15 protein-coding genes and 1 tRNA gene are annotated in these 16934 nt (G+C 42.3%); 13 read left to right on the top strand and 3 right to left on the bottom strand.

The features are described 5' to 3' along the window. Positions 1-14: 14 nt before the first annotated feature. Both purB and AC4HAI_RS06690 read left to right on the top strand, forming a co-directional pair. Positions 15-1361 carry an adenylosuccinate lyase gene (purB, locus tag AC4HAI_RS06695; RefSeq protein WP_491110959.1) on the top strand — a complete coding sequence of 449 codons (1347 nt, stop codon included), beginning with the start codon at positions 15-17 and terminating at the stop codon, positions 1359-1361. An 18-nt stretch (positions 1362-1379) separates the two neighbouring features. Beyond that, positions 1380-2177 (top strand): transporter substrate-binding domain-containing protein, encoded by a 798-nt coding sequence (locus tag AC4HAI_RS06690; protein WP_491110957.1) that lies wholly within the window; start codon positions 1380-1382, stop codon positions 2175-2177. 222 nt (positions 2178-2399) lie between these two features. On the opposite strand, the gene AC4HAI_RS06685 is transcribed toward AC4HAI_RS06690, so the two are convergent. Next, positions 2400-2470 (bottom strand) — tRNA-Cys (locus AC4HAI_RS06685). Positions 2471-2760: 290 nt separating this feature from the next. Between AC4HAI_RS06685 and rpsB the strand changes: the two genes are divergently transcribed. The 4 genes from rpsB (at position 2761) to AC4HAI_RS06665 (ending at position 7705) form a co-directional block, all read left to right on the top strand. After that, positions 2761-3537, top strand: coding sequence for a 30S ribosomal protein S2 (rpsB, locus tag AC4HAI_RS06680; protein WP_491078589.1), 777 nt, complete (start codon positions 2761-2763; stop codon positions 3535-3537). A gap of 82 nt (positions 3538-3619) precedes the next feature. Next, positions 3620-4660, top strand: a complete 1041-nt coding sequence (gene tsf, locus AC4HAI_RS06675) for a translation elongation factor Ts (protein WP_491078588.1) — start codon at positions 3620-3622, stop codon at positions 4658-4660. Positions 4661-4800: 140 nt separating this feature from the next. Beyond that, positions 4801-5268: a CtsR family transcriptional regulator gene (locus AC4HAI_RS06670; protein WP_491078587.1), complete on the top strand. Its 468-nt coding sequence runs from the start codon at positions 4801-4803 to the stop codon at positions 5266-5268. Next, a complete protein-coding gene (locus AC4HAI_RS06665) occupies positions 5261-7705 on the top strand; it encodes an ATP-dependent Clp protease ATP-binding subunit (protein WP_491110955.1) in 2445 nt (814 codons plus the stop codon). The genes AC4HAI_RS06670 and AC4HAI_RS06665 overlap by 8 nt, the downstream gene beginning before the upstream one ends. 114 nt (positions 7706-7819) lie before the next feature. On the opposite strand, the gene dusB is transcribed toward AC4HAI_RS06665, so the two are convergent. Both dusB and hslO read right to left on the bottom strand, forming a co-directional pair. Beyond that, entirely contained in the window at positions 7820-8797 is a 978-nt protein-coding gene (dusB, locus tag AC4HAI_RS06660) for a tRNA dihydrouridine synthase DusB (protein ID WP_491110953.1), read from the bottom strand. Beyond that, positions 8784-9656 (bottom strand): Hsp33 family molecular chaperone HslO, encoded by an 873-nt coding sequence (gene hslO, locus AC4HAI_RS06655; protein WP_491110952.1) that lies wholly within the window; start codon positions 9654-9656, stop codon positions 8784-8786. The genes dusB and hslO overlap by 14 nt, the downstream gene beginning before the upstream one ends. A 123-nt stretch (positions 9657-9779) precedes the next feature. Between hslO and AC4HAI_RS06650 the strand changes: the two genes are divergently transcribed. From AC4HAI_RS06650 to tadA, 7 genes are all read left to right on the top strand, one after another. After that, positions 9780-10139 carry a preprotein translocase subunit YajC gene (locus AC4HAI_RS06650; RefSeq protein WP_491078583.1) on the top strand — a complete coding sequence of 120 codons (360 nt, stop codon included), beginning with the start codon at positions 9780-9782 and terminating at the stop codon, positions 10137-10139. A 162-nt stretch (positions 10140-10301) separates the two neighbouring features. Continuing rightward, positions 10302-11051, top strand: a complete 750-nt coding sequence (gene uppS / locus AC4HAI_RS06645) for an undecaprenyl pyrophosphate synthase (protein WP_491111094.1) — start codon at positions 10302-10304, stop codon at positions 11049-11051. A gap of 14 nt (positions 11052-11065) precedes the next feature. Beyond that, on the top strand, positions 11066-11860 hold the full coding sequence (locus AC4HAI_RS06640) for a phosphatidate cytidylyltransferase (protein ID WP_491078582.1): 795 nt from the start codon (positions 11066-11068) through the stop codon (positions 11858-11860). Between the two features lie 204 nt (positions 11861-12064). After that, positions 12065-13327 carry an RIP metalloprotease RseP gene (rseP, locus tag AC4HAI_RS06635; RefSeq protein WP_491110950.1) on the top strand — a complete coding sequence of 421 codons (1263 nt, stop codon included), beginning with the start codon at positions 12065-12067 and terminating at the stop codon, positions 13325-13327. Between the two features lie 62 nt (positions 13328-13389). Beyond that, the gene (locus AC4HAI_RS06630) at positions 13390-15249 is read left to right on the top strand and encodes a proline--tRNA ligase (RefSeq protein ID WP_491110949.1); all 1860 of its coding nucleotides are present in this window, start codon (positions 13390-13392) and stop codon (positions 15247-15249) included. Between the two features lie 135 nt (positions 15250-15384). Then, positions 15385-16161 carry an MBL fold metallo-hydrolase gene (locus AC4HAI_RS06625; protein ID WP_491110947.1) on the top strand — a complete coding sequence of 259 codons (777 nt, stop codon included), beginning with the start codon at positions 15385-15387 and terminating at the stop codon, positions 16159-16161. Next, entirely contained in the window at positions 16161-16655 is a 495-nt protein-coding gene (gene tadA / locus AC4HAI_RS06620; RefSeq protein WP_491110945.1) for a tRNA adenosine(34) deaminase TadA, read from the top strand. Before AC4HAI_RS06625 ends, tadA begins: the two co-directional genes overlap by 1 nt. The last annotated feature ends 279 nt before the right edge of the window (positions 16656-16934 follow it).

The raw sequence follows: 16934 nt of genomic DNA, 5'->3' as shown, positions 1-16934 counted from the left end.
AAGGAGGGTATGAAGTGACCAGTGTTTTAGACTCAACATTGCTGCAGAATAATTTTTCAACCCCAGAGATTAGGGATATTTGGAGTGATACTAATAAGATTGCCAAACAATTGTTAGTAGAAGCCACTCTGGCTAATGTTCAAGGCCGTCTGGGAATTATTCCCAAAGAAGCAGCACAAAAAATTTCCCAGTTGGCTAAGGTAGAAAATTTTGATAGTCAAACATTACAAAAAGAAAGTGCTGAGAAGCGCCACTCCCTTATAGCTCTCATTCACCAGCTTCAGGCGATCGTTGGAGGACAAGATGGAGAATATGTCCATTTTGGCGTCACCACCCAAGATATTGTAGATACAGGTACGATGTTACAAGTCAAGGAAGCCTATGAGGTGATTAAGGGACACACCCAGACTCTTATCTATACCTTGGCTGAATTGACCAATGAGCATCGAGAGACTCTGATGATGGGGCGCACACACGGGATACATGCAATACCCATAACTTTTGGATTTAAGTTAGCGATCTGGTTGGATGAGCTGCTAAGAAGTCAAAGAAGACTTGAACAATTATTAGACAATGAAGTCTTTGTAGGCAGCATTAGTGGAGCCGTTGGGACCTATGCAGCTTTTGATGGTAGAGGAAGTGAGATAGAGGAAGCGACGCTTACAGAGTTAGGATTGGCTGTCCCAACGATTTCTTGGCAGCCTTCCAGAGATCGTTTGTCAGAATTTGCTGCTGTTTTGGGTATTTACTCTGGAACACTAGGAAAAATTGGGCGTGAACTTTTTACGCTGATGAAAACTGAAATTAATGAAATTCAAGAACCCTTTAAAAAGGGAGAAGTTGGCTCTTCTACGATGCCACAAAAACGAAATCCAGCTCTTATTGAAGGCTTAGCTAGTCTTACTCAACCTGTCTTTTCATCAGTTTCCCTTACCTTTCAATCCATGCTGATAGATGGGGAACGTGACGCAATACATTGGCGCAATGAATGGGTTGCTTTGCCAGAGATGACAAGTTATTTGGATGCACAGATTGTCAATCTAACAGGCCTCCTGAGCGATCTAACAGTCAATAAAGAGCAGATGAAGCATAATCTTGAATTACAAGGAAAACTCATTTATTCAGAACGCATAATGTTTGAAATTGGCAAGCGTGTCGGCAAGCAGACAGCCCATGAGATTGTTTATCGTGCGGCCATGAATACTATTGAAGAAAAGGTCGATTTTGTTGAAAGTTTAATGACTGATCCTAGAGTAAGTGATCAGACTACCCCTTCGGAAATCAACAGCTGGACAGTTCCTGAAAATAACATCGGGGAGGCTCTCTCCAAGATTGATGCTGTCTTACAAAAAATAAAGTAAAAGAAATGGAGATATAAAATGAAGAGGAAATCATTTATCAGTGTTGTTGCCATTATCCTTATTGTGATTGGCTATTTCGGATATCAAACGGTATCTGGGAACCGTTCCGATCAGAGTAGTTCGGATAAAAAGGTTCTCAGAGTTGCTACCACCGGTGTTAGTTTTCCCAGCTCCTATAAGGATGATTCAGGCGAATTAACTGGCTTTGATGTAGAAGTCATAAAAGCGGTTGCTGACAAGATTGGCTATAAGACAGAATTTACCACAACTAGCTTTGATGGGCTGTTTGGATTATTAAAAAGCCATAAAGTAGATGTTGTCGCTAGCTCAATTGCGATTACAGATGAACGCCAAAAAACTTATGATTTTTCTGATCCCTATGCCACCTTTCAATATGGAGTTGTAGTGAAAAAAGACTCTCAACTACAATCGGTTAAGGATCTGGATAATGCTTCGATTGCTGCGACCGTAGGTTCTAATCAAATCAAAGTTTTAAAAAATTTCAATGATAGCATTACTATTAAGACCTATGATGACCGTGAAGCCGCCATATCAGCTGTTTCAAACGGTCGAGTAGATGGCTATTCAAATGCAAAAACAATCATAGCGGCCATTATTAAGCAAAAGGGATTAGATTTAAAAATTCTTGATGGCGACATTGAAGAAGAAAATATAGCCGTCACTTTTAACAAAGGAAAAGATAAAGATTTACAAGAAAAAGTGAATAAAGCATTGGCAGAACTGCAAAAAGACGGAACTATCTCAAAATTGTCTAAGAAGTTTTTCTCAGGTATTGATGCTAGCTACCAAAAATAAAGTCAAAACCGCCTGTTTTCATAAGGTTTTACGAAATTCACTATTTAAGCTGTCCAGTTGAAGAAAATTCCATTTCACTAGGTTCTTCCATCCTTTTAGTTCGCCCACATTTCGCCCAAAATGTTTACCGTTTTATACCATTTGAGACCATTAGATAAAACTAAAAAAGCCTATAATATAGGCTTTTTGAATGGGTATGAGATGTTAGGAAAAGCATCTTTAAGGCGGTAGACGGATTTGAACCGACGATCAAGCTTTTGCAGAGCCGTGCCTTACCACTTGGCTATACCGCCGTAACAATGATATTCTACCGAAAATCTATACTTTCGTCAAGTAGATCACTTAAAGACTGGTAGAAACAAACTCCTTAAATCAAAAGCATTTCAAATGAGATAGTCGAGAATTACAAAAGGATGATTGGATGAAATAGCTTGTCTTTTTTGTCTTTTTTTGGTAAGATTAGGAGGTTGCCAACAGGCAATAAATACTCATTTTAGACTGATTGTGGAAGCTGTTGCCACTACGGTTGCTCCTGCAAGCTAAGGTCTGAAAGAGGAAAAAACAAAAAAAGGAGAAACTACTCATGGCAGTAATTTCAATGAAACAACTTCTTGAGGCTGGTGTTCACTTTGGTCACCAAACTCGTCGCTGGAATCCGAAGATGGCTAAATACATCTTCACAGAGCGTAACGGTATCCATGTTATCGACCTCCAGCAAACTGTAAAATTAGCGGATCAAGCCTACAACTTTGTCCGTGATGCTGCAGCAAATGATGCTGTTATCTTATTTGTTGGTACCAAGAAACAAGCGGCTGAAGCGATCGCTGAAGAAGCAGCGCGTGCAGGTCAATACTTCATCAACCACCGTTGGTTGGGTGGAACATTGACAAACTGGAACACAATCCAAAAACGTATTGCTCGCCTCAAAGAAATCAAGCGCATGGAAGAAGAAGGAACTTTTGAAGTCCTTCCTAAGAAAGAAGTAGCCCTTCTTAATAAACAACGTGCTCGTCTTGAAAAATTCTTGGGTGGTATCGAAGACATGCCTCGCATCCCAGATGTAATGTTTGTTGTTGATCCACACAAGGAACAAATCGCTGTTAAAGAAGCTAAAAAACTTGGTATCCCAGTCGTAGCTATGGTTGATACTAACACTGATCCAGATGATATTGATGTGATCATCCCAGCTAACGATGACGCTATTCGTGCTGTCAAATTGATTACATCTAAGATGGCAGATGCGATCATCGAAGGAAACCAAGGTGAAGACAGTTCCGTTGAGGAAGAAATGACTGCTGCTTCAGCAAATGCTGACTCAATGGAAGAAATTGTTGAAGTTGTTGAAGGCGACAACGACTAATTCTTAACCCAAGAAACAGCTAAAGGGCAGGGCTCAGCCCTAGCCCTTTATTATTTAAACTATTATAATTGGAGGACTAATCATGGCAGAAATTACTGCAAAGCTTGTTAAAGAATTGCGTGAAAAATCTGGTGCCGGCGTTATGGACGCTAAGAAGGCATTGGTAGAAACTGATGGTGATATTGACAAAGCGGTTGAATTACTTCGCGAAAAAGGAATGGCTAAGGCTGCTAAAAAAGCTGACCGTGTAGCTGCTGAAGGTTTGACAGGTGTTTACGTGTCAGGCAATGTTGCAGCAGTCGTTGAAGTTAATGCAGAAACTGACTTTGTTGCTAAAAATGCTCAATTTGTTGAGCTGGTAAACGAGACAGCTAAAGTGATTGCTGAAGGTAAGCCAGCTAACAATGAAGAAGCGCTTGCATTGACTACTGCTTCAGGTGAAACTCTTGAGGAAGCGTATGTTAATGCGACAGCAACGATCGGTGAAAAAATTTCATTCCGTCGCTTTGCCCTTCTTGAAAAGACTGATGACCAAGCCTTCGGTGCTTACCAACACAACGGTGGCCGTATCGGTGTTATCAGTGTTGTCGAAGGTGGTGATGAGGCCTTGGCTAAGCAAATCTCTATGCATGCTGCTGCAATGAGTCCAAAAGTCTTGTCATATACACAATTGGATGAGCAATTCATCAAGGATGAGTTGGCTCAATTAAACCATAAGATCGATCAAGACAACGAAAGTCGTGCTATGGTGAATAAACCAGCCCTTCCACACTTGAAATACGGTTCTAAGAGCCAGTTGACTCCAGAAGTTTTGGAACAAGCGCAAGAAGATATCAAGGCAGAGTTGCAAGCTGAAGGCAAGCCAGAAAAAATTTGGGATAAAATCATTCCAGGTAAGATGGATCGCTTTATGTTAGACAATACTAAGGTTGACCAAGAGTATACTCTTCTTGCACAAGTCTACATCATGGATGATAGCAAGACTGTTGAAGCTTATCTTGACTCAGTCAATGCTAAAGTTGTTGCCTTCGAACGCTTCGAAGTTGGTGAAGGGATCGAAAAAGCAGCTAACGACTTTGAAAACGAAGTTGCCGCAACTATGGCAGCTGCGCTCAATAATTAATTTAATTGAGCATATCTAGATAGTTTAAGAGATTGGACATTTGTCCAATCTCTTTTTGCATATAGTGCCCTTTACTTCCCAAACGCTGACAATTAAGGTATAATAGTCAAAGATAGTCAAAGACAGGATGGGAAACTCATATGCCTACAAAAAATACATCGGATAATATTGAAGAGTATATTAAAAAGATATTAGCTCAGACAGGTATTGCGGAGTTAAAACGTTCACACCTAGCTAGTTCCTTTGATGTGGTTCCTAGCCAGATTAATTATGTCATCAAGACTCGCTTCACTGAAAGTAGGGGCTATATTGTTGAGAGTAAGCGTGGTGGCGGGGGCTATATCCGCATTGCTAAGGTGGCGTTTTCTGATCAGCATCATTTACTCTGCTCTTTGGCTACCTCTATTGGCCAGTCAATCAGCAGCCAAGTTTTTAATGATATTATTCAACAGCTTTATGACGAAAAAATTATTAGCGAACGGGAGGGCAATATTATTTTGGCCTCTGCGCTAGATGACGTTCTCGGTGATGATGCACTTGAAATTCGTGCACGTATGTTAAAGAAAATTATTCAGCGATTAGATAGAAAAGGAAATCCTTATGACTAATTACTCTTTAAAAATGCAAAAGGTTTTCAATAGAGCCCAGTATCAGGCGGCTCGTTTTCAGAGCAAGCTCTTAGAGACTTGGCATGTTCTCTTAGCTTTGGTGGATGTTGACGACACGGTGGCCCGCCTGACTCTGGGAGATTTTGATAACCAGATCGACTTGGATGACTACGAAGAGGCTGCCAGTTTGGTCATGCGTCGCCAACCTTCTCCTGTTGGTGGAGTGAGAGACATCTTGCCTGCTTCACCTGCTCTCAAGCGTGTGCTTGACTATGGTGAGAAAATTAGCGTAGCAGTATCCTCGAAGGAAGTAGGAACTGAGCACATTCTTATGGCCATACTTTTGATACGAGATAATCTTGCCTTACGTATTTTAGAGCAAGTAGGCTTTCTTGCTCAGGAAGATGGTAAGAATCGACCAAGATTGCTTGATCTGCGCAAGGTACTAGAACGCTATGCAGGTTTTGATAAAGACCAAGTCAAAGCAATTTTTGACATTAGTAAGCCTAAAAAATCAGGTAATAGCAACTTTAGTAATATGATGGGGGGACAGAGCAACCCCGGTGAATTAGCCGATTTTACTCGTGATTTAACCGCTTTATCAGCTCAAGGGAAGCTCGAAAAAGTGATTGGACGCGATGAGGAAATCAGCCGCATGCTGCAAATTCTTAGCCGTAAAACAAAAAATAATCCTATCTTAGTAGGTGATGCTGGTGTAGGGAAAACAGCGCTAGCTTACGGTCTAGCCCAGCGTATTGTCCAAGGAGAGGTGCCTTATGAATTGGCAGATTTTCGAGTTTTGGAACTTGACATGATGTCAGTCATTGCTGGGACACGCTTCCGTGGTGACTTCGAAGAACGAATGAATCAGATCATTTCGGAAGTCGAAGAAGATGGTCATATCATTTTGTTTGTGGATGAGATTCACACCATCATGGGTTCCGGTAGCGGAATCGACAGTACACTTGATGCCGCCAATATCCTCAAGCCTGCTCTATCACGTGGCAGTTTGCACATGGTAGGTGCAACGACTCAAGAAGAGTATTCTAAGCATCTCGAGAAAGATGCTGCCCTATCTCGTCGTTTTGCAAAAATTTTAATCGAAGAGCCTAAGATAGAGGACGCTTATGCTATCTTACGTGGCCTAAAAAAGAGTTATGAAGATTACCACAATGTCACTATCTCAGATGATGTGATGATGACGGCAGTAAAAGCAGCCCATCGCTATCTTACTAGTAAAAATCTCCCTGATTCTGCGATTGATCTCTTGGATGAAGCTAGTGCTGGTGTTCAGAATACTATTAAAAAATCTGCACCAGAATTTTTGACTCCCGTAGATAAAGCACTCTTGGAGAGGAACTTTGACGCCGTTGCCAATCTTTTGATTAAAAGTGAGACTAAAAGTGTCAAGCAAAAGCCAACACCGATTACAGAGAATGATATTTTGAAGACTCTGAGCAAGCTCTCAGGCATCCCAGTAGCAAAGATGACCCAGGCGGACAGCAAGCGCTACCTCAACCTGGAAAACGAATTACACAAGCGCGTGATCGGTCAGGAAAAAGCAATTTCAGCAGTAGCCAACGCTATTCGTCGAAATCAATCTGGTCTTCATACTGGTAAACGCCCAATTGGCTCCTTCATGTTTTTAGGGCCTACGGGTGTTGGTAAGACAGAGTTGGCTAAGGCTTTGGCCGAGCTGCTGTTTGATGATGAGTCGGCGCTGATACGTTTTGATATGTCTGAGTATATGGAAAAATTTGCAGCCAGTCGTCTCAACGGTGCCCCTCCAGGGTATGTGGGTTACGAAGAAGGCGGTGAGTTAACGGAAAAAGTCCGTCAGAAACCCTACTCAGTTCTACTCTTTGATGAGATTGAAAAGGCTCATCCAGATACCTTTAATCTACTCCTACAGGTTTTAGATGATGGTGTCCTGACAGATAGCCGAGGCCGTAAAGTTGACTTTACCAACACCTTGATCATCATGACAAGTAATTTAGGAGCAACAGCTCTTCGTGATGATAAGACCGTTGGCTTTGGAGCGCAGGATCTCATGCATGATGATAAGGCCATGGCTTCTCGTATCATGGAAGAACTCAAGAAATACTACCGTCCGGAGTTTATCAATCGGATTGATGAGAAGATCGTCTTCCATAGCCTTAGTCAAAATGATATGAAACAGATTGTCAAACTGATGATCAAACCACTAGAAACTGTTTTAGTGGACAAAGATATTGCTCTTAAAGTGCAGCCATCAGCCTTGAAATATTTAGCCGAACAAGGTTATGATCGAGAAATGGGGGCTCGTCCTTTACGCAGAACTCTTCAAACTGAGATCGAAGATAAACTATCTGAGATGCTTCTTTCAGGTCAACTATCAGCTGGCATGACCCTAAAGATCGGCTTATCTAAGCAAAAATTAACCTTTACAACAGCCTAAATAAAAAAGTTTCTCTACTTTTACAAGGTCTAAAAGAGGCGATAAAAGCGAGTGGGATCTATCCCACTCGCTTTTATCATATAAGAAATAGCAAGAAAAGGTAGCCAACCTTGACTAACGTAATGTCTCAAAGTGATTGACTACTTCTTGGAAACTTTCTGCCTTAGAAACAGCACTGCGAACTTTTGCAGCCCCTGCAGTTCCACGAAGATAATGCGGAGCAAGACCACGAAACTCTCTAACAGCAATCTCTTCACCTTTTAGGGAGATAAGACGCTTAAGGTGCTCCTGGGCAATGTCTAATTTTTTAGCAAAAGGCAGGTCTGGGAGCTCTTCACCAGTCTCAAAGAAATGATTAATTTGAGTAAAGAGGTAAGGATTGTTCATGGCTGCTCGTCCAATCATGACGGCATCAACGCCAACTTCTTCAATCATATATTTAGCGTCTTGGACAGTGCGGACATCCCCGTTGCCAATAAAAGGAATTTTAGTGATAGCCTTAGAGACATTAGCCAAAGTTTCATGATCACAAGCCCCTGTATACATTTGCTCCCTGGTTCTACCGTGCATAGCCAAAGCAGCTACTCCAGCAGACTCAGCAGCAAGTGCATTTTCAACAGCTAAGGAGCTGTCGGACCAGCCAGTACGCATTTTAACGGTCAGTGGAATATCAAGGACAGATGTTACCTCTTTGACAATGTGATAAATCTTTTCAGGATCCTTGAGCCATTTAGCTCCTGCCTCATTTTTAACGACTTTATTGACGGGACAGCCCATATTGATATCGACGATATCTGCCTTGGTATGACTTTGAATAAAATCGGCAGCCTGTTTAAGCCCTTCAGCGTCTCCGCCAAATAGCTGAATAGACATAGGATGTTCATTCTCATCAATGTGGAGCATATGAAGCGTCTTTTCATTATTGTAGAGCAAGCCCTTTTCTGAGACCATTTCCATGACGACAAGTCCAGCTCCGAATTCCTTAGCAATGGTGCGAAAGGCAGAGTTAGTCACCCCAGCCATAGGAGCTAAAACGGTACGATGAGGGATTTCGACATCACCGATCATAAAGGAAGAATTAAGGTTTGTCATTAATGATATCCTCCAAATCTTTTTCACTAAATTGATAGACAGTACCACAAAATTGGCAGGTGATTTCTGCCCCGTGATCCTCCTCTTTCATATCTTGTAAATCCTGAGTCGCTAAAGTTTTAAGCACACTCTCAAAGCGTTCTTTATGACAATCACACTGGAAGCTGAGAGGTTCTTCGTCTAAAATTTTGTAAGGATCATCGCCGTAGATAGCATCGATAAGTGACTGGATGTGGTTTTCTGACTCCAATAAAGTTGAGATAGCAGGCATCTCTTGGATACGTTTTTCAAAGCGAGAAATGTCATCATCGCTGGCACCCGGCAAGACTTGGAGCATAAAACCACCAGCTACTTTGACATTATCATTTTTATCCAATAAAACGTTAAGACCGACAGCAGAAGGGGTTTGCTCACTCTCAGTCAAATAATAAGTCAGATCTTCACCGATTTCTCCAGAGACCAGAGGAGTAGTAGAAGTATAGGGATGACCAGTCCCATAATCAATGATAGTGACAAAGTATCCCTGTCCCATAAATGGGCCGACCAGGACCTCTCCTGTCTGGGTCTTTTTGATGTCAACTCCTGGATTTTGTATGTACCCCTTAACCTGCCCCTTGGTATCAGCGACAGAAATGATATGCCCAAACGAACTATTTCCGATGATTTTGAGAGTAACCCTCGATTCGCCCTTTTGATTGGCAGCTAAGATTTGGTTGGCGATCAGACCACGCCCTAAGGCGACAGTTGAGGATGATAGAGTGTGATGTTTTTCTTGAGCAGTCCGAACAGTTTCAGTGCTATCGAGTACATAAGCACGAAAAGAGCCCGAACTTGCTATTGTTTTGATCAATTTATCCATGCTAATATTATAGCATAAACCCTGCCCTGGCTCAGGCTTAGGTGCCCATTGGTGAGTTCTAATCTTGCTGGCTATGCTAAAATTTGGTATAGTTACTAAGGCTATTAAATAGGAGGAATAGATATGTCACCCATTACGTTATTACTTTTAGCTGTCTTACTAGTCTGGACCATCTTCAGCTTTAGAAGAACGCAAAACCGTCAGAAAGAAGAAAGCGCCAATATGAGACGTAATCTGGTCAAAGGTGCTGTTGTTGAGACAATCGGTGGACTCATTGCGACCATCGATGAAGTCGACCAAGAAAATAAGCGTTACGTTCTTGATGCAGATGGGATTTACCTGACCTTTACTGAGCGTGCGATCTACAAGATCGTCTCTCGCCCAGATGAGGAGACTACCGTTGAAGATGCTGACCAACCATCCCAAACATCGGACATCGATCAACCATCAGAAGATGACACACAAGTCATCGAAGAGAACTAAATTCTCATCAATCAATCCCTGTTAATCTAGTAAATCTAGAACAGGCTAACGAGTCTGGACTTTTGTCCCAGGCTCGTTTTAAGTTGAAAAAACTAGGCCTGTCTTCTTTTCATTACAGGTGCAATCAGAGCACTTTTGTGGTATCATTAAACTTGTATGGCTATATTTACATTTAGAAAAAAAGATAAGGCGGTAAGCCTTGAGAAGATCCCAGCGCATATCGGCATTATCATGGATGGTAACGGTCGTTGGGCTAAGAAGCGTATGCAGCCACGTATCATGGGACACAAGGCTGGTATGGATGCCTTGCAAAAAGTCACTATTAAAGCTTCAGAGTTGGGAGTCAAGGTCCTAACTGTTTACGCCTTTTCGACTGAAAATTGGTCTCGTCCCAAAGATGAGGTAACCTTTATTATGAACCTACCAGTCGAATTTTTTGACCGCTATGTTCCGGAGTTGGATGCCAATAATGTGCGTGTCCAAGTGATAGGTGATAGCCAAGCATTGCCAGAGTCTACCCGAGATGCCATGCTAAGAGCAATTGATCGGACCAGGCATAATGATGGGCTTATTCTCAATTTTGCTCTGAACTATGGGGGCAGGGATGAGTTGACCAGGGCTGTAAAACTTATTGCCAAAGCAGTAAGTGATGGTGCAGTAGCACTAGAGGCTATTGATGAGACTATGATAGCTGATCATTTGATGACAGGTCAGCTTCCGGAAGAATTGAGGGATCCTGATCTCATCATTCGAACTAGCGGAGAGCTACGCTTGAGTAACTTTCTACCCTGGCAGGCAGCTTACAGTGAGTTTTATTTTACAGAAGTTTACTGGCCAGACTTTGATCAAGAACAACTGTTGCTTGCCTTAGAAGAATTTAACCGACGAAAACGTCGATTCGGTGGCGTTTAAAAGAGGAGTGCTTTATGAGAGAACGTGTGATTTACGGTGGTATTGCAGGAGCGGTATTTTTAGCCTTTCTTGCATTGGGTAGCCTGCCTTTCCAACTATTTATTGGTCTTTTGGCCATGATTGCTATATCTGAGTTATTCAAGATGAAGCACTTGGAGTATTACTCCTTTGAAGGCGTACTAGCTATGTTGGGAGCCTTTGTCTTAACGGTGCCGCTTGGTCAGTATCTGCCTTTTCTGCCATTAGATGCTAGCTGGACGTGTTTTGGACTGGTTAGTTTCTTGATCTTAGCCGGGACAGTCTTTAATAGTGATCATTATTCCTTTGATGATGCAACTTTTCCTATAGCCAGTGCCTTGTATGTTGGTTTTGGTTTCCAAAATCTAATAGCTGCTCGTATGGACAGTGTGGTCAAAGTTTTATTCGCTATTTTTATTGTATGGGCTACAGATATTGGAGCTTATCTTATTGGTCGTCAATTTGGCAAAAACAAACTCATGCCTAAGGTCTCTCCCAATAAGACTATCGAAGGCAGTCTCGGTGGTATCCTATCTGCCCTAGTAGTCTCTTTGATATTTATGCTAGTCAAACCAGTAGTTTACGCACCGCAATCATTTCTATTAACCTTGATTCTAGTTGCCGTCTTTAGTATTTTTGCTCAATTTGGTGATCTGGTTGAGAGCTCCATCAAACGCCATTTTGGTGTGAAAGATTCTGGGAAATTAATTCCAGGGCATGGAGGGATTTTGGATCGTTTCGATAGTATGATCTTTGTTTTTCCTATCATGCATTTCTTTGGTCTATTTTGATCACATAACTAAAAGAAAAGGTCAATGTGAGCGATAACTTCTTATTGACTGCTTTAGAGTATGATAGCTGAAAGCTAGCTGTGGGTCTGGTTGATGACAATCCAGACCCTTACCTATATCGAGGGCGCTTGCCTTTTTACTCTATTCTAGGCAGTACTAAGCTGGTATTATACTTGACACTTATAAATATAGATGAGGTATATGATGCTTAATATTATTGTTTTCATAATTGTATTTGGCATAATTGTGGTCATCCATGAATTTGGTCACTTTTACTTTGCCAAAAGATCTGGCATCCTTGTGCGTGAATTCGCTGTGGGCATGGGCCCTAAAATTTTTTCTCACACTGGCAAGGATGGCACCCTCTATACTGTTCGCATACTGCCCTTGGGGGGGTATGTCCGGATGGCCGGTTGGGGAGATGATAAGACCGATATCAAAACAGGAACGCCTGTCAGCCTGTCTATTGGTCCAGATGATAAGGTGACCCGCATCAATCTTTCTGATCGTCAGATTGACAAAGACAGCCTGCCCATGGCTGTAACTGACTACGATCTGGAAGAGCAGTTGACCATCACTGGGATTGTCATCGATGAGACTAAAACTTATCAAGTTGATCACGATGCCACTATAGTGGAAGAAGATGGTACAGAAATTCGTATAGCTCCCCTAGATGTCCAGTATCAAAATGCCAGCGTCTGGGGAAGGATGATAACCAATTTTGCAGGCCCTATGAATAACTTTATTTTGGGAACGATCGTTTTCGTTATTCTAGCCTTTATGCAAGGTGGGGTGCAAGATCTTTCAAGCAACCAAATCACAGTCAGTCCAGACATGCCAGCTCAAACCGCTGGAATCAAGACAGGTGATAAGATTATTGCCATAGAAGGACACAAAGTTACGGATTGGGATAGTATCAGCCAGGAGATTGGTGCTGCAACCAAATCTATAAAAAAAGACTCTGAGCTCCAGATTGAGGTGCAATCGGCTGATAAAGCAGTTCGCACAATCTCTGTCAAACCCAAGAAGGTTGAGCAAGGCTATCAAATTGGCATAAGTCCAAGGCTGAAAACCGGCTTATGGGATAAGGTCACTGGAGGATTTATCCAGGCTGGAGCTGCTATGACCGCTTTGGTAAGAGCACTGGGAGATATCGTCCTTCACTTTAGCCTCAATAAACTCGGAGGACCCGTTGCTATGTACCAAGCTGTCGGTCAAGCGACTAACTCTGGCTTGATAGACGTTCTCTTTCTCATGGGAATGCTATCTATGAATCTAGGAGTCGTTAATCTCTTTCCAATCCCAGCCCTAGATGGTGGGAAGATTGTAATGAACATCCTAGAAGCTATTCGTAGAAAACCGCTAAAACAAGAGACAGAAACCTATATTACTCTAGTGGGAGTACTGATTATGCTGGTTCTCATGGTTGCTGTGACTTGGAATGATATCATGCGTGCCTTCTTCTAGCAGCCCACAATCCATCAAACACCGATAGAAAGGATGACCTACTTTTAAGGTCGAGTCAAAAGATGAAACAATCACAAATGTTGATCCCCACCCTTCGAGAAATGCCTAGTGATGCTCAGGTCATCAGTCATGCGCTGATGGTGCGTGCTGGTTATGTCCGCCAAGTAACCTCAGGTGTTTATTCGTATCTCCCCCTAGCCAACCGTGTTATTGAAAAATTCAAAGCGATTATGCGCGAAGAATTTGAAAAAATAGGAGCGGTCGAAATGCTGGCGCCAGCCCTTTTAACAGCAGATCTTTGGCGTGAATCAGGCCGCTATGAGACCTATGGTGATGACCTTTATAAGCTCAAAAATCGTGACAAGTCCGACTTTATTTTAGGTCCGACCCATGAAGAGACTTTTACTGCCATCGTGCGAGATAGTATCAAGTCCTATAAGCAATTACCAATGAGCCTCTACCAAATCCAGCCCAAGTATCGTGATGAAAAGCGTCCACGTAATGGCCTTCTGCGGACTCGTGAGTTTATCATGAAAGATGCTTACAGTTTTCATGCCAACTATGAGAGCCTGGATGCCACCTATGAAGATTATCGTAAAGCCTATGAAGCTATCTTTGAGCGTGCTGGGCTGGACTTCAAGGGAATTATTGGTGACGGTGGTGCCATGGGGGGTAAAGACAGTCAGGAATTTATGGCAGTGACCCCTGATCGTACTGATTTGGATCATTGGCTTGTTCTTGATAAGTCTATTGAGTCGATCGAAGACATTCCAGAGGATGTTTTAGGTCAAATCCAAAAGGAACTCGATGCTTGGTTGATTTCAGGTGAGGATACGATTGTCTATTCGACAGAGTCTGATTATGCAGCCAACCTGGAGATGGCAACAGACTACTACAAGCCAAGTCAGTCTGTCACTAGCCAAGATAGCTTGGTTAAAGTTGAAACACCAAACTGCAAATCTATCGATGAGGTGTCTGCTTTTCTTAAACTTCCAACAGAGCAGGCGATCAAGACTTTGCTCTTCATGGCTGATGATAAACCTATTGTGGTCCTCCTAGTGGGAAATGATCAAGTTAATTCAGTTAAGCTAAAAAACTATCTAGAAGCTGACCGCCTAGATCCAGCAACTGAGGAGCAAGCCAAGGCTCTCTTTGGTGCTGGTTTTGGCTCTCTTGGTCCTGTCGGTCTGCCTCAAGAAACCACTATCATCGCCGATCGCAAAGTTCAAGACTTAGCCAATGCTGTTGTTGGTGCTAATGAGGATGGTTACCATTTGACCGGAGCTAATCCTGGGCGAGATTTCACTCCTCAAGCTTATGTGGATATCCGCGAAGTCCAAGAAGGTGAGATTTCCCCAGATGGCAAGGGGACACTTAAATTTGCTCGAGGTATCGAGATCGGTCATATCTTTAAGCTAGGGACTCGTTACTCAGAGAGCATGGGGGCGAATATCCTGGATGAAAATGGACGATCAGTCCCAATCATTATGGGAAGTTACGGTATCGGTGTGAGTCGCATTCTCTCAGCTGTTATTGAGCAACACGCACGTCTCTTTGTCAATAAGACACCAAAAGGAGACTACCGTTTTTCATGGGGCATTAACTTCCCTAAAGCCCTAGCACCTTTTGATGTTCATTTGATTACTGTTAATACCAAGGATGACGCATCTAATCAACTGACAGCTAGCATCGAAGAGTCTTTGACCTCAGCCGGTTATCAAGTCTTGACGGATGACCGCAATGAGCGTGTTGGATCAAAATTTTCAGACAGTGATTTGATCGGCCTTCCAATTCGTGTGACAGTTGGTAAGAAGGCTGCCGAAGGAACGGTAGAGGTTAAGATCAAAGCTACTGGTGACAGTATCGAAGTGGCAGCAGAAAACTTGCTGGAAACCCTGCAAATTTTAACAAAAGAAGTTTAGTGAAATAAATGTGCGGGAGTGCCTCTACCACTTTATATTGATTAATCGAATACAATAAATAAGGTTGAGAACTTTTGTCTCAGCCTTTTTGTTTTTGCTATAATGATGGTAATCATAAAAAAAGAAGGTGAGCAAATGAAACTAACAACACTAGGACGCTGGGGAGCCTACCCCTACCAAGACGGTGGAACAACCTCTTATCTTATTACCGGTCACGATGGCTTTCAGCTGCTGATGGACTGCGGCAGTCGAGCTGTGACGGAGCTGGAAAAAGAGATCAGTCCCTTGGATTTAGATGCAGTCATTATTAGCCACTACCACCCCGATCATGTAGCGGACTTGGGTGTCTTACGCCACTATTTCCAGCTCTATCCTAAGCATCTGTGGGATCCAAAAATCTTACCAATCTATGGGCACAATGAAGATACTGATGAATTTCATAAGCTAACCTTAGATGGTGTCTCTAAAGGTATTGTCTACAATACCAACGGTGTAGAGAAAATTGGACCTTTTGATATTACCTTTATCAAGACGGTCCACCCAGTTCCTTGCTATGCTTTTAGGATCAAGGAGCGTGAGACAGGGCAAATCTTAGTTTTCACAGGTGATACAGGCTATTTTGATGGTTTAGCAGATTTTACAAGAGAGGCAGATCTTTTCCTAGCAGATGTTTATCTTTATCAAGGTAATGAAAACCATCTAGCCCACTTGACCACCAAGGAAGCCGGACAGATCGCTACCCAAGCTCGTGTTAAAAAATTAGTACTAACACACGTTCCACCATTACCACCCCAGGGCATTGATCCTGAGCGTCATTTAGAGATTCTCCGAGATCAAGCACAAGTATATGCTGGAAATATCCCAGTTGAGCTAGCAGAGCCTCATCTGGCTTGGGATCTCGGAGATTGCTGATGATTGAGGAGTATACCCAGGCGCAAAAAGATTATTATATGCGCCAAGCCTTGGAGGAAGCCCAGAAATCTCTAGCTAAAGATGAGATTCCTATCGGATGCGTCATTGTAAAAGATCATAAAATTATAGGACGAGGGCACAATGCACGTGAAGAGCTCAATCAAGCCATCATGCATGCTGAGATCATGGCTATCAATCAAGCAAATGTTAATCAAGGGAATTGGCGTTTGCTGGATACTACCTTATTTGTCACCATTGAACCTTGTGTCATGTGCAGCGGTGCCATCGGTCTAGCCCGTATTCCTCGAGTTATTTATGGTGCTACCAATCAGAAGTTTGGTGGTGCAGAAAGTCTCTATCAAATTTTAACAGATGAGCGCCTTAATCATCGTGTCCAAATAGATTCAGGTGTTTTAGAAGAGGACTGTGCCCAGATGATGAAAACATTCTTTTATCAACGCCGTCAAAAGTCCAAAAAGGAGTCGCAAATCTAGGTTACCTCCTAATCATGACTACCCATGTGATGGGTAGTCATGATTTCTCTTCGAGAAAAACTGACTTGAAGTCATAATAAAATAAGATGATAGTGGTTCAATAGGATGTCAATCGAAATTGATAATGTCTTGAAAAAATCGGTCAGATAAGTGGAAATTGGTTATAATAGTGGTTGAGAGGTATTCCTCTCATGTTTGAATTCTTCATAAGATTTTCCGATTTTATGAAGGTATTGCTTGAAAGATGCAAGTTTCCACGGATGGGATTGTGGTGGAATA

It is taken from the genome of Streptococcus sp. ALY_208 (assembly GCF_058314295.1).
The sequence above is the reverse complement of the archived record's forward strand: the minus strand, read 5'-3'. Positions and strand labels throughout refer to the sequence as shown.